The organism is Anaeromyxobacter terrae (assembly GCF_022690685.1).
Taxonomy (GTDB): domain Bacteria; phylum Myxococcota; class Myxococcia; order Myxococcales; family Anaeromyxobacteraceae; genus Anaeromyxobacter; species Anaeromyxobacter terrae.
In genome coordinates this window covers 14779-31082 of sequence record NZ_JALCYY010000009.1, presented here as the reverse complement: position 1 = coordinate 31082, position 16304 = coordinate 14779, and the positions used below count along the sequence as shown (strand labels likewise).

Sequence of the window (16304 nt, the reverse complement as noted above, 5' to 3'; positions counted from 1 at the left end):
GGCGGGGCGGGCCACCCGCCCTCCTAAACCCCCCCGGGGGGGGGGCCCCCGCCCCCCCCCGGGGGGCCCCCCGCGGCTCGGCAATCTCCTTCACGGTCTCAAGGTCCCGAGCTGCTCCGCCTCCCGCGACGCCCTTCCGCGCGTGCGCTCCGAGATCGCGTCCCGCGATCCCCTGACGTTCGCGCGTCCGTCGCATTGAGTACGATTCCCGCGTCGGTCGGCCGCTCGTGTAGGTCCGCGTGTTCGTGTACCTTGCCGCGCCATGCCCCGTGGGCAGCTCATCATCGCGCTCGCGGCGCTCCTCTCGGTCGGCGCCGCCACCGCGCTCGACGCGCCCGCGGATGCGGAACGGATCGCGATGCTCGGCGCGGGCTCACGGCTCGTGCCCGAGCTCGCGGAGCGGGCGCTCCCTCCCGCGCCTCAGCAGATCGCGCTCCAGACGCGCTCCTACGGGACGGTCACGGTGGATCACCCCGCTCACCTCGCCCGCAGGGCGCATTGCGTGAGCTGCCACGGCGAGGGGCCGATCCAGAAGATCGAGTTCACCCCGAGGCTCGCCCACGAGCGCTGCCGCGGATGCCACAAGGAGCAGCAGGCGGGGCCGCTCACGTGCCGGGGGTGCCACGTCCTCCCCGCCCCCGCCGAGAAGCCGCTGCTCGCGCAGAACGTCGCGGAGACGCCGCCGCTCCAGATCGCGCGTGCGGGCGCCGCGCCTGCGGACGCGACGACCCCGTCGTCAGCCGCGACGGCCAGCTCGCTGGCCGCGACGCGCGGCGGCGCCGTCGACTCCGGGCGTCCCGGGCCGCCCCGTGCATCCGCGACATCGCTCACGACGGTCGCGGCGGGCGAGAGCGTGCCATCGAGCCCCGCGGGCGTGCCGCTCCGGCGCGTGCTCGAGGTCGGGTTCGCAGGCGGAACGGGGCTCGGCCCGGCGGTACGCCTCCTCTCGCGGCAGGAGCACATGGTCCTGTCGCACAGCTTCGACCGGGTCGGCGGCAGCCGGGCGCGGAGCCTCGGGCTCCTGGGCGTCGGGAAGGGCTTCCCGGTGCACGACGGGGTCGAGGTGGTCGCGCTCGGCCTCGGCGGGTTCGACATCGTGGAGAGTCCGACGGCGACGCTGCTGCCTGCCGCAGGGGCACGCATCGGAGTGATCTGGTCCGTGCGGCAGCGGTTCGTCGAGACCATCGACGTGTCGATCACCGGCGTGGCCGATCTGACGCGGAGCCACGCGCTCGGCCAGGAGGTGGGCGGCGGCACCGTGTTCGCGACGATCGCCGCGGGCATCCCGCTCCAGTAGAGATGGCGGGGAGCCGCCGCCCCCCATCAGCGCGCCGCGGACTGCTCCGGCGCTGCGCGCCCCGCCACGACGGACGAGGACGGCTCTTCGGGGGCCGGGCGCGAGGCTGCCGCCGAGTCGCTCCCCGCCCGCAAGGCGACCGCGGCGCAGAAGAGGCCCACCACGAGCCAGTAGTAGTTGCAGAACGCCTGCTTGCTGAAGACCACGAAGGCGAGCCACGCGGCGGCGCCGGCGAGGACCGCCCGCTCCAGCGACAACGGCCTCCGCACCGCTGCGAGCGCCATCGTCGCCGCCGCGATCAGCGCGGCAGGCCACGCCGGCAGGATCGGGCCTCCGCCGCGCACGACGAGCGCGGGCCAGGAGAGCGAATCCGGTCGGAAGGGCTGCTCCAGCTGGAAAGCGACGATGCTGCGGTAGAGCGCGGGCGCGTCCCACACGGCGAAGGGCAGCAGGACCAGCGCCGCGCCCGCGACCGCGAGGGCCGCGGTCTTCCAGCGGCGCGCCGCCGGCAGCGCGAACAGCACCGGCGCGAGGAGCAGCGGCGCGTATTGCTTGCTGCTCAGCGCCACCGCGCCGGCGAGCCCCGTGACGATCCAGCCGATGACCCCCGCGCCGCCGGGCGATGCCTCGCGGCGCGACGATGCCTCGACCGCGAGGAGCGCGAGCAGCGTCGAGGCGAGCACCGTCGGCTCCGTCCACGACTGCTCGACGACGAAGAAGGTCCGGGGCTGCAGCAGGACGAGCACGGCCGCGAGCTCGGCCGCGCGCGACCCGCGCCCCAGCCGCCGGACCGCCCAGGCGGAGAACAGGACGAGGGCGAGCATCGTCCAGCGAACGTCGGCCTCGAGCAGCGCCGTCGGGATCGCCAGGAGCAGCGTGAGCGGCGGATACGGGTTGCCGAGCACGTACGCGTGGTCCGGGCTCAGCAGTGACGCCGCGTAGTACGGCGTGAACGGTCCGTAGATGTTCGGATACGCCACGAGGTACGGGTCCACGCCGCGCATGATCGCGAGCGACCCGATCTGCTGGAAGTACCAGACGTCGATCGGCGGACGGGGCGACGCCCGGATGACGATGCCGCCGAGCACCGCGGCCACCCCGACGAGCACCGGGAAGCGGAACCGCACCACGGGCGCAGGCGCCCGGGCCCAGAGGTAGCTCAGGACCGCCACGGCAGCGACCGCGAGCACGGGCCGGAAGGCGCCGAGCGTCTCGGGCGGAACGAAATATCCGGGGACGACGATCGCGTCGTAGACGACGCTCGCGGCGACCCCGGCCCACAGGATCCGCGAGGACCAGGGCGTCCCCGAGCGCGCGCCGGCGCCGTCAGCTCTTCCCGCGGGGCGTCCGACGAGGAGCGCGGCGACGACCGCCGCGAGGCTCAGGCTCACGAGCACGAGCCCGACCGGATCCAGGAATCCGTCCGACCATCCGAGCCCGAACGCGAGCGCGAGCGCTGCGATCGGGACGAGGACGACCCCCGGCAGGCGTTCCTCGGCCCCGGCCGCCGGCAAGGCGCTCGAGCGCGGGAGGGATGGCATCACGCCCCGCAGCCGCGAGAGATCGCCTGCGCCGGCGGGGGCGGCAGCACCACGAGCCTGCGGCCGGTCTCGGACAGGCGCGCGGGCCTGCGCAGCCCCAGCCGCGCGAGGCGGAACTCGATCGCCGTGCCGAGCACGCCGAGCCCGTACTTGACGCTCCGCCGGAAGTTGATGGACGAGGCCTCCTCGAAGTAGCGGGCCGGGCACGAGATCTCGCCGATCTCGAACCCGAACCAGAGCGTCTGGGCCAGGAACTGGTTGTCGAACACGAAGTCGTCGGAGTTTTCCTCCAGCGGCAGCGCCTCGAGCAGCTCGCGCGAGAACGCGCGGTAACCGGTGTGGTACTCGGCCAGCTTGTACCCGAGCAGCAGGTTCTCGACGAACGTGAGGAAGCGGTTCGCGACGTACTTCCAGAGCGGCATCCCGCCGCGCAGCGCACCGACCCCCAGGATGCGAGAGCCGAGGACGCAGTCGAAGTGCCCGCTCGCCACCATCGCGGCCATGGCCGGGACGAGCGCCGGCGAGTACTGATAGTCGGGGTGCAGCATCACGACGATGTCCGCGCCCCGCGCCAGCGCCTCCGCGTAGCAGGTCTTCTGGTTGCCGCCGTACCCGCGGTTCTCCTCGTGCACCACGTGGTGGAGCCCGAGCTCGCGAGCCACCGCGACCGTGTCGTCCCGGCTCGCGTCATCGACGAGGATGACGTCGTCCACCACCGTGCGATCGATCTCGTCGACGGTGCGCCGCAACGTCTTCGCGGCGTTGTAGGCCGGCATCACGACGCACACCCGCTTTCCGGAGATCATGCCGCTCCCAACGATTCGAGGGAGCGCGATGATACCGCGCGCAGCACGGGGCACGCACGCTCGTCCGCTTCGACGACGTCGCAGCGGGACGCGCCCTCGAGTCCCCGGACTCCGGGGGGTGTCCGACACCGGAGCCGGCGTGGCGGCGCCTGGCCGCCCTGGAACCCCGGAGCCGTTTCGAATACCGTTCGCGTCTCCGTGCCGATCGAGGAGCAGAGTCCGTGAAAGTTCACGCGCGCGGTGCCCCGCGCGAGGGAAGGCCCGGGCCCGAGCGCGACCTCCCCGCGGACCCCGCGAAAGGCGCGCAGCTGCCCCGCCTGCTCGGGATCGCCGCCGCCGCGCTCGGCGCCTACGTCCTCGTGGTCGTCGCCCTCGAGTACGTCTTCGGCGTCAAGGCGATCGGGTACTTCTTCTTCGATCTGTCCGACATCCAGCTCTACTACGAGTACGCGGCCGCCCTCGCCCGCGGCGGCAGGCCGTACGTGGACGTGAAGCTCGAGTATCCGCCCCTCGTCGTGCCGCTCCTCGCGCTCGCCGGGCCGGCGGATGACATCGCCCCGTACGCGTGGCGGTTCGCGCACGTGATGTTCGCCTTCGGCGGCGGCGCGGCGCTCGTGACCGCCGCCGCGGCCGCCCGGATATGGGAGACCGGCCGGCGTCCCTACGTCAGCGCGGCGGGATTCGCCGTCGCGGTGGGCGCCACCGGCGCGATCATCGCGAACCGCTACGACGCAGCGGTCGCGCTAGTGCTCGGGGCGACCGTGCTCCTGCTCGTGCACCGCTGGTGCTGGGCCGCCGCGATCGCGCTCGGGCTCGGGTTCGCGCTCAAGCTGGTCCCGGCCATCCTCCTCCCGCTCGTGCTGCTCCTCGCCCCCTCTCCGCGCGCCGCCCTCCGCGCCGGCGTCGCGTTCGCTGCGGCGGCCGCAGCTCCGTTCCTGCCGTACGTGCCCGAGGGGATCACGGGGCTCGCGGGAGTGTTCGCGTACCACCGCCTCCGTCCGCTTCAGGTCGAGAGCGTCCTCGCGACCCCGATCTGGATCGCTCGGCTGCTCGGCGCGGTCGACCTGCGCATCGACAACGACTTCGGCTCGCAGAACGTGGTGGCGCCGGGCGCGGACGCCATCGCGGGCCTGTCGGGGATCCTCGGGCTGGCCGCGCTCGCCTCGACCTACGCGCTGATCTGGCGGCGACGCGCGCGGATCCGGGAGTGCCCTTCGCTGGTTCCTCTGGCGGTCACGTCCGTGCTGCTCGCCTTCATCGCGTTCGGGAAGGTGCTCTCGCCCCAGTTCCTGATCTGGCTCCTGCCCACCGTGGCGCTGCTCCTGCCGGAGCGGCGCGCGCTCGGGGCGCTCCTCCTGGGAGCCCTCGTGCTCACGCAGATCGAGTTCCCGGCGAACTACTTCCGGTTCATCGCCCTCGATCCTGCCGCCATCGGCTGCGTCGTCGCCCGCAACCTGATCCTGCTCGCGGCCTTCGGCCTGTCGCTCGTCGAGCTGCGGCGGATCCCCGCGGAGGCCTGACTCGGGCCGCCCTGGGAGCCCGGCTCCCCGTCACGCAGCGCGACGAGGGCGCGCACCCGGCCGAGGCCCACTCACTCGTCCATCCGGATGACGCCCTTCTTGATCGCGAAGCGCACGAGCTCGGTCCGGTTGTGCACGCCGAGCTTCTCCATGACGTGCTCGCGGTGGCTCATGGCGGTCTTCACGCTGATGCCGAGCACGTCCGCGACCTCCTTGTTGCTGCGTCCCTCGGCGACGAGCTTCAGGACCTGCTTCTCCCGGTCGGTCAGCGCCTCGTAGGGATCGACGGCGGCGCCGGTGGTCGCCTGCCCGGCGTCCTGCATGGCCGTGCGCGCCACCTCGGGGTCGAGCACGAGGCCGCCGCGGTTCACCGCGCGGATCGCGTTCGCGAGCTCGGAGCCGGCGGACTTCTTGAGGACGTAGCCGGCGACCCCCGCCTTCAGCAGCCTCCGGACGTACTCGCGATCCTCGTACTGCGACAGGATGAGGATCCTCGTGCGCCTGCCGAGCTTGTTGATCTCGAGCGCGGCCTCGATGCCGCCCAGCCCGGGCATGGCGATGTCCATGAGGATGACGTCGGGATCGAGCTGCTCGACCGCCGCGATGGCGCCCCTGCCGTCCGCGGCCTCGCCCACCACCTCGATGTCCGCGTGGAGCTGCAGGAGGGCGCGGATGCCCTCGCGCAGGATGGCGTGGTCGTCCACGATGACGACGCGGATCTTGCTCATGCGACGACTCCTCCCCGCCCTTCCTTCGCTCCCTCGGCCCGCGGCGGCTCGGCCGAGGGGAGCGGAACGCGCACCTGTACCCGCGTCCCCTGCCCCGGCGCAGAGTCTATCCGGGCCGAGCCCCCGAGGATCTCCGCGCGCTCGCGAATTCCGAGCAGGCCCCAGGGGCGACGCCCCTCGCGCCGCGCCGCGGCGGCGACGTCGAACCCCCGCCCGTCGTCCTCGATCTCGATCTGGATCTCGTTGCGCTCGATCCCCACCTGCACGAGCACGGCGGTCGCCTGGGAGTGCCGGGCGATGTTGCTCATCGCCTCCTGGCACATGCGGAAGAGCGCCGTCTCGAGCTCGGGCGGCAGGCGGCGATCGAGCTCGCCGAACTCGCAGCGGACCGAGATCCCGCGCGTCTCGAGGCTCCGCTCCGCGTACCAGCGGATGGCGGAGAAGAGGCCCAGATCGTCGAGCACCGAGGGCCGGAGATCGAGGATGAGCCGGTGCACGTCCTCGAGCGTGCGCACGGCGACCGCCTTCACCTCGTCGAGGCGCGGCGTCATCCCGGCCTTGATCGCGTCCTGCGCGGCCTCGAGCCCCATCGCGAGCACCGCGAGGCTCTGCGTCGTCTCGTCGTGCAGCTCCCGGGCGATCCGCTTCCGCTCGTCCTCCTGGGCGGTGATCACCTTTCGGAGGAGCTGGCCGCGATCCGCGTCGCGCTCCCGGAGCTGCCCGAGCGCGTCGTTCAGCTCGCGGGTCCGCTCCTCGACGCGGTGCTCGAGCTGCGCGTTCACCTCGGCCACCTGCGCGAGCGTCGCGCGGAGCGCCCCGCGCATCCGCTCGAGCGCCGTGCCGAGCCGGCCGACCTCGTCCGAGCCGAGGTCCGGGATGGGCCAGTCGAGCTCGCCCCCGGCGATCCGCTCCGCCTCCGAGGTGAGCACGCCGACGGGCCGCGTGACGCTCTGCGCCGCCCCCCAGGCGAACGTGCCCACGAGCGCGAGCTGCAGGAAGAGCCCGAAGCCCACGAAGTACCAGGGCACCGCGCCCTGCGTAGGAAGCGCCTCGGCGATGGGCTGCCGCACGACGACCGCCCACGGCGCGCTCCCGAGCGGCGCGAAGGTCAGGAGCTCGTCGTTGGTGGCCGGCCTGCTCCCGTCCTCGTGGCACTCGCGGCAGCTCACCGACGTGGTGCGGCGCGCCTCGAGGAGCTTGCGGATCCCGCCCTTGCACCCGGCTTCCCGCCCCGCGCGCCCCCGCTCGCTCGAGGCGATCACCTGGCCGTCCGCGTCGAGGAGGTCGGCGAACCCGGTGCGTCCCCGGCGAAGGTGCTCGAGCATGCGCCCGAAGTCGCGCCGGTCGGGACGGAAGGTCCCGCCCATGACCCCGACGACCTCGCCCTTCCAGCTGCGCACGGGGACGAGCTCGTGGATCACCGGCCCGCGCGCCTCGAGGACGAGCCCGGACAGGCGCGGGCGCCCGCTCGCGAGCACCTCGTCCACGAGGGCCTGGGCGGCCAGCGGGACCTCCGTGACCGCGCCGATCGGCTCCTCCGCGATCACGTTCTGCTCGCGATCGAGGAGGAAGATCGTGTCGCGGTGCCGGAAGGACTCGTGGCCGGAGCGGACCAGGCGCCGCTCGTCGGAGAGGTCCGCGTCGCCGAAGCCGGCGGAGAGCGCCGAGGCGAGCCGCTGCAGGGACTCGAGGTCGGCGGTGAGCCCCTCGTCGAAGTGCGCGGCCACCGCGCCCGCGGCGGCGTTGCGGCCGGCCAGGATCCGCTCGTCGAACCCGCGGATCCAGTAGAGGCCCGCGGCGGCCATGAGGACGATCGGGAAGAAGATCCCGATCGCCATGAGCAGGTACACCCGCGTGCGCAGCGAGATCCCGCCGACCGCATGGCCCGCCGCGCTCATCGCCCGCTCACCCCGTGCAGGCTCCGCGCGATCCGCACGAGCTCGTCGAGGTCACCCTGCGTCCGGAGCACGACCGGGCGGCCGTTCACCGTCCAGGACAGCTCCTGCCACGGCGCGCCCTCGACGAGGACCGACGCGAGCGTCGCCGGGTGCCCGCCCACGACGGTGGGCCGCGCGGCGAGCACGGTGCGGTCGGCGAGGAGCGCAGGGGCGATCTCCTCGCCCGCCTCCACCGCGGCGATGAGCTCGAGGCCAGCCCCCCCGTCGTCGCGCGCCGCGAACGCGAGCCGCACCGAGCCGTGGCGCCCCCCGGCGACGTGGATCTCCGCGGGCGGCCAGGCGAGGCGCTCGGGGTAGTAGCCGGGGAGGAGGATGCGCGCGCCGAGGCGGCGCTCCGCCTCCTGGATGGACGCGGCCCGGTGCGGCCCCTTGTCGCCGGCGAGGACGCGCGGGAGCGCGCCGAGGCCGGCGATCCCCGCCGCCGTCCCCGCGAGCACGTACGCGAGCGTCGCCAGCATCCGGGCGATCTCCACGCCCGCGCCGTTCGCCCGCTCCGCGCCCATGGTCGTACGCTCGGTCATACCACGAAGAACAGCAGCGCCGCGAGCGCCCCTCCCGCGAGCGCCACACGTGCGCCGCCGTACGGGAGCCTGGCGGGCGCGCCGTCGAGCAGCCGCCGGCACCGCACCTCGATGTCGTGCGAGCGGACCCGCGCGAGCGGCTCGGCGAGCGCGGCGGCGAAGGGCAGCGAGCGCGGCACGATGCTCGCTCCGGCCGTGGCCCGGTGGAGCGCGAGGAGCCCGCTCGCGAGCGCCAGACGGTCCCCGCACGCGGCGGCGCCGCGCTCGTCCGCGAGCCACTCCGCGTCGCGCGCGAGCGCGCGCGAGACCACCTGGAACGCCGGATTCCAGAACATGACCGCGCGGAGCCCCATGACGATCCAGCTCTTCAGCGGATCGCGGCCGGCGACGTGGGCGAGCTCGTGGGCGAGCGCGGCGGCGAGCTCGTCGCGGTCGAGCCGCGAGAGCGTCCCCCGCGACACGACGAGGGCCGGCCGCCGCACGCCCGTGCAGAAGAGCACCGGCAGGTCGCGGCCGAGGAACACGAGCGGCGGCTCCGGGATGCCGAGCGCCGCCGCGGCGCGCGGAAGCTCGGCGGCGAGGACCGCGGCGCTCGCGGGATCGGGCAGCTCTCCCGCCGGCGCCCTGCGACCGCGGCCGCGCAGGACCGGCCAGAGATCCATGAGGAACAGCGCCGCCCCAACGGCCGCGAAGGCGGTGAGCCACCACCAGAACAGGCCGACGCCGAGGAGCCGGACCGTCTCCCAGCTGCGCGCGTCGAAGAGCGCGAGCTCCTCCCGGAACCCCTCCTCGCCGCGCGCCGGGAAGAGCGCGACGAGCGCCGGAAACAGGACCAGCGGATAGCCCAGCGCCGTCAGGCGGAGGGCCATCCGCTGGCGAGGTTCGCGCACGCCCCAGCTCCGCACCAGCGCCTCGACGAACAGCGAGGCGACGAGGGTGTGGAAGATGGCTTGCGCCAGGATGTCAGCCCACGACGCGCTTTCCACCGTGCCCCGACGAGGCGTCCCCGTGCCCGCCGTGCCCGTGCGCGTCCGGCGGCAGCCCGCCCTCGAGGCGCGCGAGCTCGAGCGGGTGCTCGTGCAGGTAGCGCTCCCGGCTCACCTTGCCGGTGAAGATCGACGCGTCGAACGGGAAGACGTCCGGGTTGAGGTGCGCGTTGAAGATGTGCCAGACGGTGATGACGAAGAAGGCCATGAGGCCTTCGTTGGAGTGCGCCACCTTCGCGGCCGGGATGATCTGGCCAGGGATGAGCATCGCGGCCTTCACCGGGAAGAAGAGCATGAACCCGGTGACGACCATGATCACGTTGCCGGCGACGAGGCCCCAGTACTCGAACTTCTCCTTGTAGGTGAAGCGATCGTACTGAGGGTGCTGATCCGTCATGCCCAGGTAGTAGCGAAGCTGCTGGATCGCGTCCTCGAAGTCCTTCTTGGTCGGGACCATCGAGAAGCCGATCTTGCGCGACAGGATCGCCGCGATGCCGCTCGCGAAGTGCACGACGGTGGAGACGGCGAGCAGCACGCCGAAGAACCGGTGGACCCAGCGCGTGTTGTCGATGCCGCCGAACAGATCGACGAGCGTGTGCGCCCACCCCGTCGTGTAGAACTTCTGCGGCAGGCCGGTGAGGCACAGCGCCGCGAAGGTCGTCATCGTGACGAAGTGCTCGATCCGCTGCTTGAGGCTGAAACGGACGATGTAGTTGCTCATCGATTCACCACGACGCGCCAGAGGTGCAGCGCGATCTGGAGCACGAGCCCGCCCACCATGAACGGGATCATCAGCTTGTAGAAGAGCTGCACCGCCCAGACGATCGGCGCCTTCTCGGGCGTCGGCTCGTAGTGCGAGAGCCACGCCTTGGGGAAGCTCTCGCTCGCGCCCTCGTGGCACTTCGCGCAGGTCTTCTGGAGGTTCGCGGCCATCACGGAGGAGTTCGGGCTGTCGGCCTTCTCGATGTCGTGCACCCCGTGGCAGTCGGTGCAGACGGCGGCGAGGCGCACGCCCGGGCCCTTCTTCTTGCCCTGCTGCAGGCTCGCGGCCATGCCGTGGAAGTCGGCGAGGTAGGTGTCGACGACCTTCGTCGAGAGGCCGTACCGCTTCATGAGCTTCTCGTCGGTGTGGCAACGGCCGCAGATCTCGGGGGTCCGCGCCGCGAGCGCGCCGTCGCGCGGGTCCGTCGTGTCGTGCGCGCGGTGGCAGTCGGTGCAGACTGGCACGTCGGAGCTCGACCCCGCCAGGCGCCCGTGGACGCTCTTCGCGTAGATCGCCGCCTCCTGGCCGTGACAGCCCGAGCACATCTGCGAGATGCGCGCCCGCGGCTGCCCGGGGCGCGAGATGTCGTGCGCGCCGTGGCAGTCGACGCAGAGGGCGGCCTTGTCGTTGCCCTTCGCCATCACGGCGAAGTGCACCCCGTCGAGCGTCTTCGTGTAGTTCGCGAAGTGACAGCCCTTGCACTGCTCGTAATACGCGCGGGTGACCTCGCGCCGCGTCTTGAACTTGAGCTGACCGGTTGCGTGGTCGCTCGTCTTGTCGGTGTGACACTCCGTGCACCGGAGCGTCTCGCCGTGCACCGACTTGGCGAAGGCCTCCTGGTTCACGTAGAGCGACAGCTTCTCGCCGCTCGGCAGGTCGTATGTCTGATCCGGGTCGCTGTGGCAGCCCAGGCAGTCCTCGGACTCCGCCGGGATCCCGGCCCAGGCCGGGGATGCGGCGAAAGCGACGAGGAGCGGCAGTAGAAATCTCTTCATTGGCCCCACCCTGGAGGGAGTCGGTCTCAATCCGTTGCACGAAACGGACGAGCGATTCCTACCAGGGAGGAGGGGGCGATGTCCAACGGGTTCAGGCGCTTAAGACCGCGTAAACCCAGCAACATTCCACCGTGGCGCGGCGGGAGGACCGTTACGCAAACTTCGCAGTGATCGCACGCCTCCCCGGCATTTTGCGCAATTTTCGCAAAATACGATGACGTGTCGGGGGAGGTTTGATTCCAATCAACGCCGAATCACCCGAGAGCGCGGCCCGAACAGGGGCGTCGCCCGGAGGAACCGCCAGCCACCGGCCGCGAGGCCCTGCGCGATCGAGGCAATCCCGCAGACTGGCAGGAGAATCACGTACAGTGCGCCCGCGAGGAACGCCCCGATCGCGACGAGTGGCGCGGCGAACAGCCGCACGCCCTGGCCGAGAAGGCGTGCGGCGCCGTGTCGCGCTATTTCCGGACGGTGAATCTGATTCGGGGAGTCCGCGAAAGAGATGCGGGCCGTGGTCGTTTGCCGCACCATGCCGGCCTCACACCGTGAGGAAAGCCGTCGCGAGCGCGCGCCAGCCGGACTCGCCGATGAGCCATGGCGCGGGAGCGACGAGCTCGCCTCCGTCCGCCGCGGCGAACCCGAGCTGATCCTCCAGGAACCGGTTCCAGCGCAGGGCCTCGCGGCGCATCCAGCCCTCCGCCGCCTCGCCGTGCGGCAGCGAGGCCCACGTTCCGTCCGCGGGGGAGATCGCGACGAGCCACCCGCGACCGTAGCCGTCCCGCTTCACGAGCGCAGGGTCCCGCACGACCGCCGCGTTCACGCCCGCGACGACGCCGGGCACGGGCGCGCGGACGCGCACCTCTCGCCCGCCGCCGGAGAGCGTCGCGATGGTCTCGCCGCGCGCGACCTGCGTCCCGGCGCGCGGCACCTCGACCGCCGACACCGCGGGCAGCAGCCGCTGCGCGAGGCCGTCGATGCCGAGCTCGAGGGCGCCGCCGATGCGCGGCTGCAGCCACGTGTGGCCTGGCGCGTAGACGAGCCCCGGCCGGAACAGCACGCCGGACACGCTGCGCAGCCCGAGGCGCCGCTCGCGCCGCCGGTCGATGGCGCGCAGCGCGAGCGCCAGCACCACCGCGGGGACCGCGAAGAGCGCGATCATGGCGAGGAAGACCCCGAACCGCGCCACCATCCCGCCGAGGAACACGCCGATCGCCTGGAAGACCTCGATCACCGCGGACATGACCCCCTCCTCGCTCCGGTGCGGCGCTCCGAGCGCCGCGACAACCCGCCCGCCCCTTCCGCTCGCGCGATCGGGGCGGGCGGCCCCCCAGCTCACTGCGCGTGACAGCTCGTGCAGTCGTCGAACCCGAACGCCTGCTTGCCGTGACACGCGCCGCAGGCTTCTCCCTTCTCCATCGCCGCGTGCGTCACCTTCGCGCCCGGGCGCTCGCCCGAGCGGCCGAGGATGCTGAACCTCCCCGAGTGACAGCCCACGCACGCGGGCTTCTTCGCGTCGAGGTGGCTGTCGTGGCGGAACGTCACCACCCCCGGGCTGTCCGCGCCCTGCGGGAGCTGCAGCGGCTGCGGCAGCCGCGGCAGGCCGTCGGCGAGCGCGCCGCCCGCGATGAGCGCCCCGAGCACCGCGCCGATCCTCATGAGCTTCGTCGTCGTCATGGCCGTCTCCGTCCCTAGGTGAGGAAGTGCTCGCGGGCGAGCCGCTCCCACTCGTCTCCGGCGAGCGCGTGCGCGATGCCGTGGATGGGCGTGCCGCCGTCCTGCAGCACGTGGGCGATCTCGGGGCTCATCCGCAGGGCGAGCCGCTCGCCCGCGTCCTCGAGGAAGTGGCGCGCGGGGCCGTCCGTCAGGAGCTGGCGCAGGTTCGCGGCGAGGCGCGTGGCCTTCACCTTGAACAGCCAGCCCGCGCCGTACGGGTCCTCGAGGCCGTCCTTGCCGTCACGGACCCCGGCGTTCACCGCCACGACGGTGCCGTCCACCGGGGACAGGAGCGGGACCGTCCGATCCTCGTCGCCCATCGCGAACGCGGCCTCGCCCTGGAGGACCCTCTCGCCGAGCGCGGGGAGATCCACGCGGGCGGGTCCGACGAGCTTGTGGGCGAAGTCGTCCACGCCCACCGCGATGAGGCCGTCGTTCTCGAGCCGGGCCCAGGTGTGCCCGGGGTGCAGGTGGAGGCCAGCGGGGAGCTGGAACCACCCGGCGGTGGGCCGCGCGGCGCGCACGGCGGCGGGGCGCGCGACGGGACGGGGCGCGGTGACGGGGACCACCGCCTCCTGGGCGCGGCCGCCCTGCACGTAGCGCCAGAACGGGATGAACATGAGCAGGTAGGCGACGGCGAGGCCGTACTCGAGGAGCTTGGCCGGGTAGATGCTCAGGAAGTCATGAGCCATGGCGTCCTCCCTCAGTGCTGCCCTTCCGCGAAGCTCGGGTCCTCGCGGAGGATGGGCATGCGGTTCACGATCCAGCGGAACGCCAGCACGCCGATGGTCACGAGCGTGATCGAGACGATCACCTCGCTCGCCGACGGCACGTAGCGGACCGGCTGGTTCCAGTTGAATGCGACGATCGAGACGTTGAGGCGGTTCAGGATGATCGAGAGGACCCCCATCACCGCGGCGGCCCGGACGAGCTTCACGTTGCCGTTCCGCGAGCCGTAGGCGTAGAGGAGCGCGGGGACGAGGACGAACCCGACGATCTCCACGAGGAACCACGCCCCGTAGCCGGTGGCGAGGTAGCCCCAGGCGTGCCCGTCGATGACCCCCTGCAGCTTCAGGAAGAAGTAGGCGAACATCACGAGCGCCCCCGCCTTCCCGAGCCCCAGCGTCAGCTTGTCGACGTCGACGTGCTGCCCGGCGACCTGGGCGTGGAACGCGCGGTGCGAGAGCATCGACTCGACGATGACCATCGAGATCCCCGCGATGATCGCGGAGATGAAGAAGAAGACGAAGATGTACGGCGTGTACCAGAGCGGGTGGAGCTTCGTCGGCGCGAGCAGGAAGAGCGAGCCGAGCGCGCTCTGGTGCATGGTCGAGAACATCACGGACAGGACCGTGAGCCCGATGAGCGCCTTGCGCATGACCGAGTGGAGCTTCTTCCAGCCGAGCCACTCGAACACGGGGACCGTGAACTCGAGGAGGAGCACGGTCGTGTAGCACATGACGCACCAGGCGACCTCGAACAGCGCCGAGGCGGTGCCGTAGTTGAAGATCGCCATGACGATGTTCCACGGCCGGCCGAGGTCGGCGAGCAGCCCGATGACGGCCATCACGTAGCCGAGGAAGGCCGTGAGGATCGCCGGCCGCTCGATCGGGTGGTACGCCTTCAACCCGAAGAGCTGGACGGTCGCGCCGATGGTGAACCCGCCCGCGGCGAGCGCGATCCCCGTCATCATGTCGAACCCGATCCAGAGGCCCCACGGGGCGGTCTGGGACAGGGCCGTCGTGGCGCCGAGGCCCGCGATGAACCGGTAGACGAGGATCGGGACGCCGACGACCAGGATGGCCGCGGCGATCGCGTTCGCGGGGGTGCAGCAGGAGCGGACGTACTCGCGCACGCTCATGCCGAGCAGGATCTTCTCGCGGACGAACGACGGGTGCGCCGCGAGCGCGGCACCGGCCTGCGCGCTAGCCATGGCGGTCCTCCTTCCCGTTCTCCTGCGCGTCGCCCTCGACCGTGTCGCGGCGACGCGAGAACGCGTAGAGCCCCATCAGCAGCGGGGGCCACAGGGTCATCACGAACGGCGGGGCGCCGAGCGCGCCGGAGACGAGGCTCGGGATGTCCCGCTCCGGGACGTCGGTGCGGAGCGCGAGCTTCTCGAGATCGACGTCGGTGATGTACAGCCAGCTCGTCCCGCCGGCCTCGTGCTCGCCGTACACGTGCGACACGTACTTGCCGGGGTTCGTGTAGATGCGGGTCTTCGCGAGCTCGAGGAGCTCCGAGCGGCGGCCGAAGGTGAGCGCGCCGGACGGGCACACCTCGGTGCACGCGGGCTTCAGGCCCTTCGCCTGGCGGTCCGCGCAGAACGAGCACTTCCGCACGCGCGGCTTCCAGCTGTCGTACTCGTACTTCGGCACGTCGAACGGGCAGGCGATCATGCAGTAGCGGCAGCCCATGCACTTCGACGCGTCGTAGACCACCGGGCCTTCCGCCGTCTTGTTCATCGCGCGAACCGGGCACGCGGACGCGCAGCCGGGCGCGATGCAGTGCATGCACTGCTTCTTCGCGAAGCGGACGGTCCCGTCGTCCTTCTCGGCTCGGTTCACGACGGTGAAGACCTGCGGGGCGGTGTCGCGCCGCTCCCGCATCACGTCGTCGCTCGCCGGCGGCGCCGGGAGCGCGTTCTTCTCGGCACACGCGGCCTCGCAGGCGCGGCAGCCGACGCAGAGGGTCGTGTCGACGAGCACGCCTGGCCCGTCCGTCCCCTCCGCGTGCGGCAAGGCCGCCGACGCCGAAGCGGCGCCCGCGGCCCCTGCCGTCACTGCGGCGATCTTGAAGAACCCTCTGCGTCCGATCCTCATGGTCGTCTCCGGCGGCTCGAGGCGCCTAGCGGGCGGCGGCGAGGTTCAGGGTTCCGAGCACCGCGACTCCGAACAGCGCGAACACGAAGGCGAACATCATGGCGTCGCTCCTTTCGATTTCCTGCGGGGTGGTTGCCTTCCCTGCCTGGTCGCTAGAGCACGCGGCGGGCCATCGCGGTGGCGAGCGCGGGCGCGCGTCGGTTCGGCGATTGTTTACGCAGGGTTACTTCGATCGCGCCGTTGCGCTCCCGCGCCTCGACGTCCCCTCGGAGCGGCCGGCGTCGTCGAGAATCTCGACGACCCGCGGTGGGGGCCGCCCGGATGGCTCGGACGTTCGTGCACGATCACGCGCGGTTGCGTGCGATCGAAGGCGCGCTGGCGAGTTACTCGACGGCCGTGGAGGGATTCAACGGCGCCCGCGCTGGGCCCAGGCGAGGCTCTTCGTGCCGGCGGGGCAGCGCGCGCTCACAGGCGATCCGCGCGCTGAGGCGGCCCGCGCGGCCCATCGTCGCAGCACGCACCGCGGGCCCTTCAGCCGAGCGGGCTCGCCGCTCATCCGGAGGGCTCGCGCGAACGGCTCGCTCCGCTCGCCGCCCATGCAGGGTGCTCCGCCGTCCACCTCACCACGGGTGGGCCGGAGCCGGTCGAGGCGCCGCG

The 16304-nt window shown here is 72.3% G+C and carries 15 protein-coding genes; 2 read left to right on the top strand and 13 right to left on the bottom strand.

The genetic code is table 11. The features are described from left to right. Positions 1 to 262: 262 nt before the first annotated feature. Positions 263 to 1297, top strand: a complete 1035-nt coding sequence (locus MNY62_RS05910; protein WP_242343185.1) for a cytochrome c3 family protein — start codon at positions 263 to 265, stop codon at positions 1295 to 1297. Positions 1298 to 1323: 26 nt separating this feature from the next. Here MNY62_RS05910 and MNY62_RS05905 read toward each other — a convergent pair whose 3' ends face one another. Next, complete coding sequence (locus tag MNY62_RS05905; RefSeq protein ID WP_242343184.1) at positions 1324 to 2838, bottom strand: hypothetical protein; 1515 nt, start codon at positions 2836 to 2838, stop codon at positions 1324 to 1326. Continuing rightward, positions 2838 to 3644 (bottom strand): glycosyltransferase family 2 protein, encoded by an 807-nt coding sequence (locus tag MNY62_RS05900; protein ID WP_242343183.1) that lies wholly within the window; start codon positions 3642 to 3644, stop codon positions 2838 to 2840. Before MNY62_RS05900 ends, MNY62_RS05905 begins: the two co-directional genes overlap by 1 nt. Positions 3645 to 3865: 221 nt before the next feature. Here MNY62_RS05900 and MNY62_RS05895 point away from each other — a divergent pair, with 221 nt between their 5' ends. Beyond that, a complete protein-coding gene (locus tag MNY62_RS05895; protein ID WP_242343182.1) occupies positions 3866 to 5164 on the top strand; it encodes a hypothetical protein in 1299 nt (432 codons plus the stop codon). Positions 5165 to 5235: 71 nt separating this feature from the next. Here MNY62_RS05895 and MNY62_RS05890 read toward each other — a convergent pair whose 3' ends face one another. The 11 genes from MNY62_RS05890 to MNY62_RS05840 form a co-directional block, all read right to left on the bottom strand. Further along, a complete protein-coding gene (locus tag MNY62_RS05890) occupies positions 5236 to 5892 on the bottom strand; it encodes a response regulator (RefSeq protein ID WP_242343181.1) in 657 nt (218 codons plus the stop codon). Next, positions 5889 to 7790 (bottom strand): histidine kinase, encoded by a 1902-nt coding sequence (locus MNY62_RS05885; protein WP_242343180.1) that lies wholly within the window; start codon positions 7788 to 7790, stop codon positions 5889 to 5891. Before MNY62_RS05885 ends, MNY62_RS05890 begins: the two co-directional genes overlap by 4 nt. Then, positions 7787 to 8371 carry a hypothetical protein gene (locus MNY62_RS05880; RefSeq protein WP_242343179.1) on the bottom strand — a complete coding sequence of 195 codons (585 nt, stop codon included), beginning with the start codon at positions 8369 to 8371 and terminating at the stop codon, positions 7787 to 7789. Before MNY62_RS05880 ends, MNY62_RS05885 begins: the two co-directional genes overlap by 4 nt. After that, entirely contained in the window at positions 8368 to 9357 is a 990-nt protein-coding gene (locus tag MNY62_RS05875; RefSeq protein WP_242343178.1) for a M48 family metalloprotease, read from the bottom strand. The genes MNY62_RS05880 and MNY62_RS05875 overlap by 4 nt, the downstream gene beginning before the upstream one ends. Continuing rightward, complete coding sequence (locus MNY62_RS05870; RefSeq protein ID WP_242343177.1) at positions 9335 to 10078, bottom strand: formate dehydrogenase subunit gamma; 744 nt, start codon at positions 10076 to 10078, stop codon at positions 9335 to 9337. The genes MNY62_RS05875 and MNY62_RS05870 overlap by 23 nt, the downstream gene beginning before the upstream one ends. Continuing rightward, positions 10075 to 11115 carry a cytochrome c3 family protein gene (locus MNY62_RS05865; protein WP_242343176.1) on the bottom strand — a complete coding sequence of 347 codons (1041 nt, stop codon included), beginning with the start codon at positions 11113 to 11115 and terminating at the stop codon, positions 10075 to 10077. The genes MNY62_RS05870 and MNY62_RS05865 overlap by 4 nt, the downstream gene beginning before the upstream one ends. A gap of 538 nt (positions 11116 to 11653) precedes the next feature. Further along, the gene (locus MNY62_RS05860; protein ID WP_242343175.1) at positions 11654 to 12355 is read right to left on the bottom strand and encodes a glycine cleavage system protein H; all 702 of its coding nucleotides are present in this window, start codon (positions 12353 to 12355) and stop codon (positions 11654 to 11656) included. A 92-nt stretch (positions 12356 to 12447) separates the two neighbouring features. Next, entirely contained in the window at positions 12448 to 12789 is a 342-nt protein-coding gene (locus MNY62_RS05855; protein ID WP_242343174.1) for a c(7)-type cytochrome triheme domain-containing protein, read from the bottom strand. 14 nt (positions 12790 to 12803) lie between these two features. Next, positions 12804 to 13520: a glycine cleavage system protein H gene (locus MNY62_RS05850; RefSeq protein ID WP_242343173.1), complete on the bottom strand. Its 717-nt coding sequence runs from the start codon at positions 13518 to 13520 to the stop codon at positions 12804 to 12806. A gap of 11 nt (positions 13521 to 13531) precedes the next feature. Beyond that, positions 13532 to 14761, bottom strand: a complete 1230-nt coding sequence (nrfD, locus tag MNY62_RS05845) for an NrfD/PsrC family molybdoenzyme membrane anchor subunit (RefSeq protein ID WP_242343172.1) — start codon at positions 14759 to 14761, stop codon at positions 13532 to 13534. Further along, the gene (locus MNY62_RS05840; protein WP_242343171.1) at positions 14754 to 15647 is read right to left on the bottom strand and encodes a 4Fe-4S dicluster domain-containing protein; all 894 of its coding nucleotides are present in this window, start codon (positions 15645 to 15647) and stop codon (positions 14754 to 14756) included. Before MNY62_RS05840 ends, nrfD begins: the two co-directional genes overlap by 8 nt. Positions 15648 to 16304: the final 657 nt, after the last annotated feature.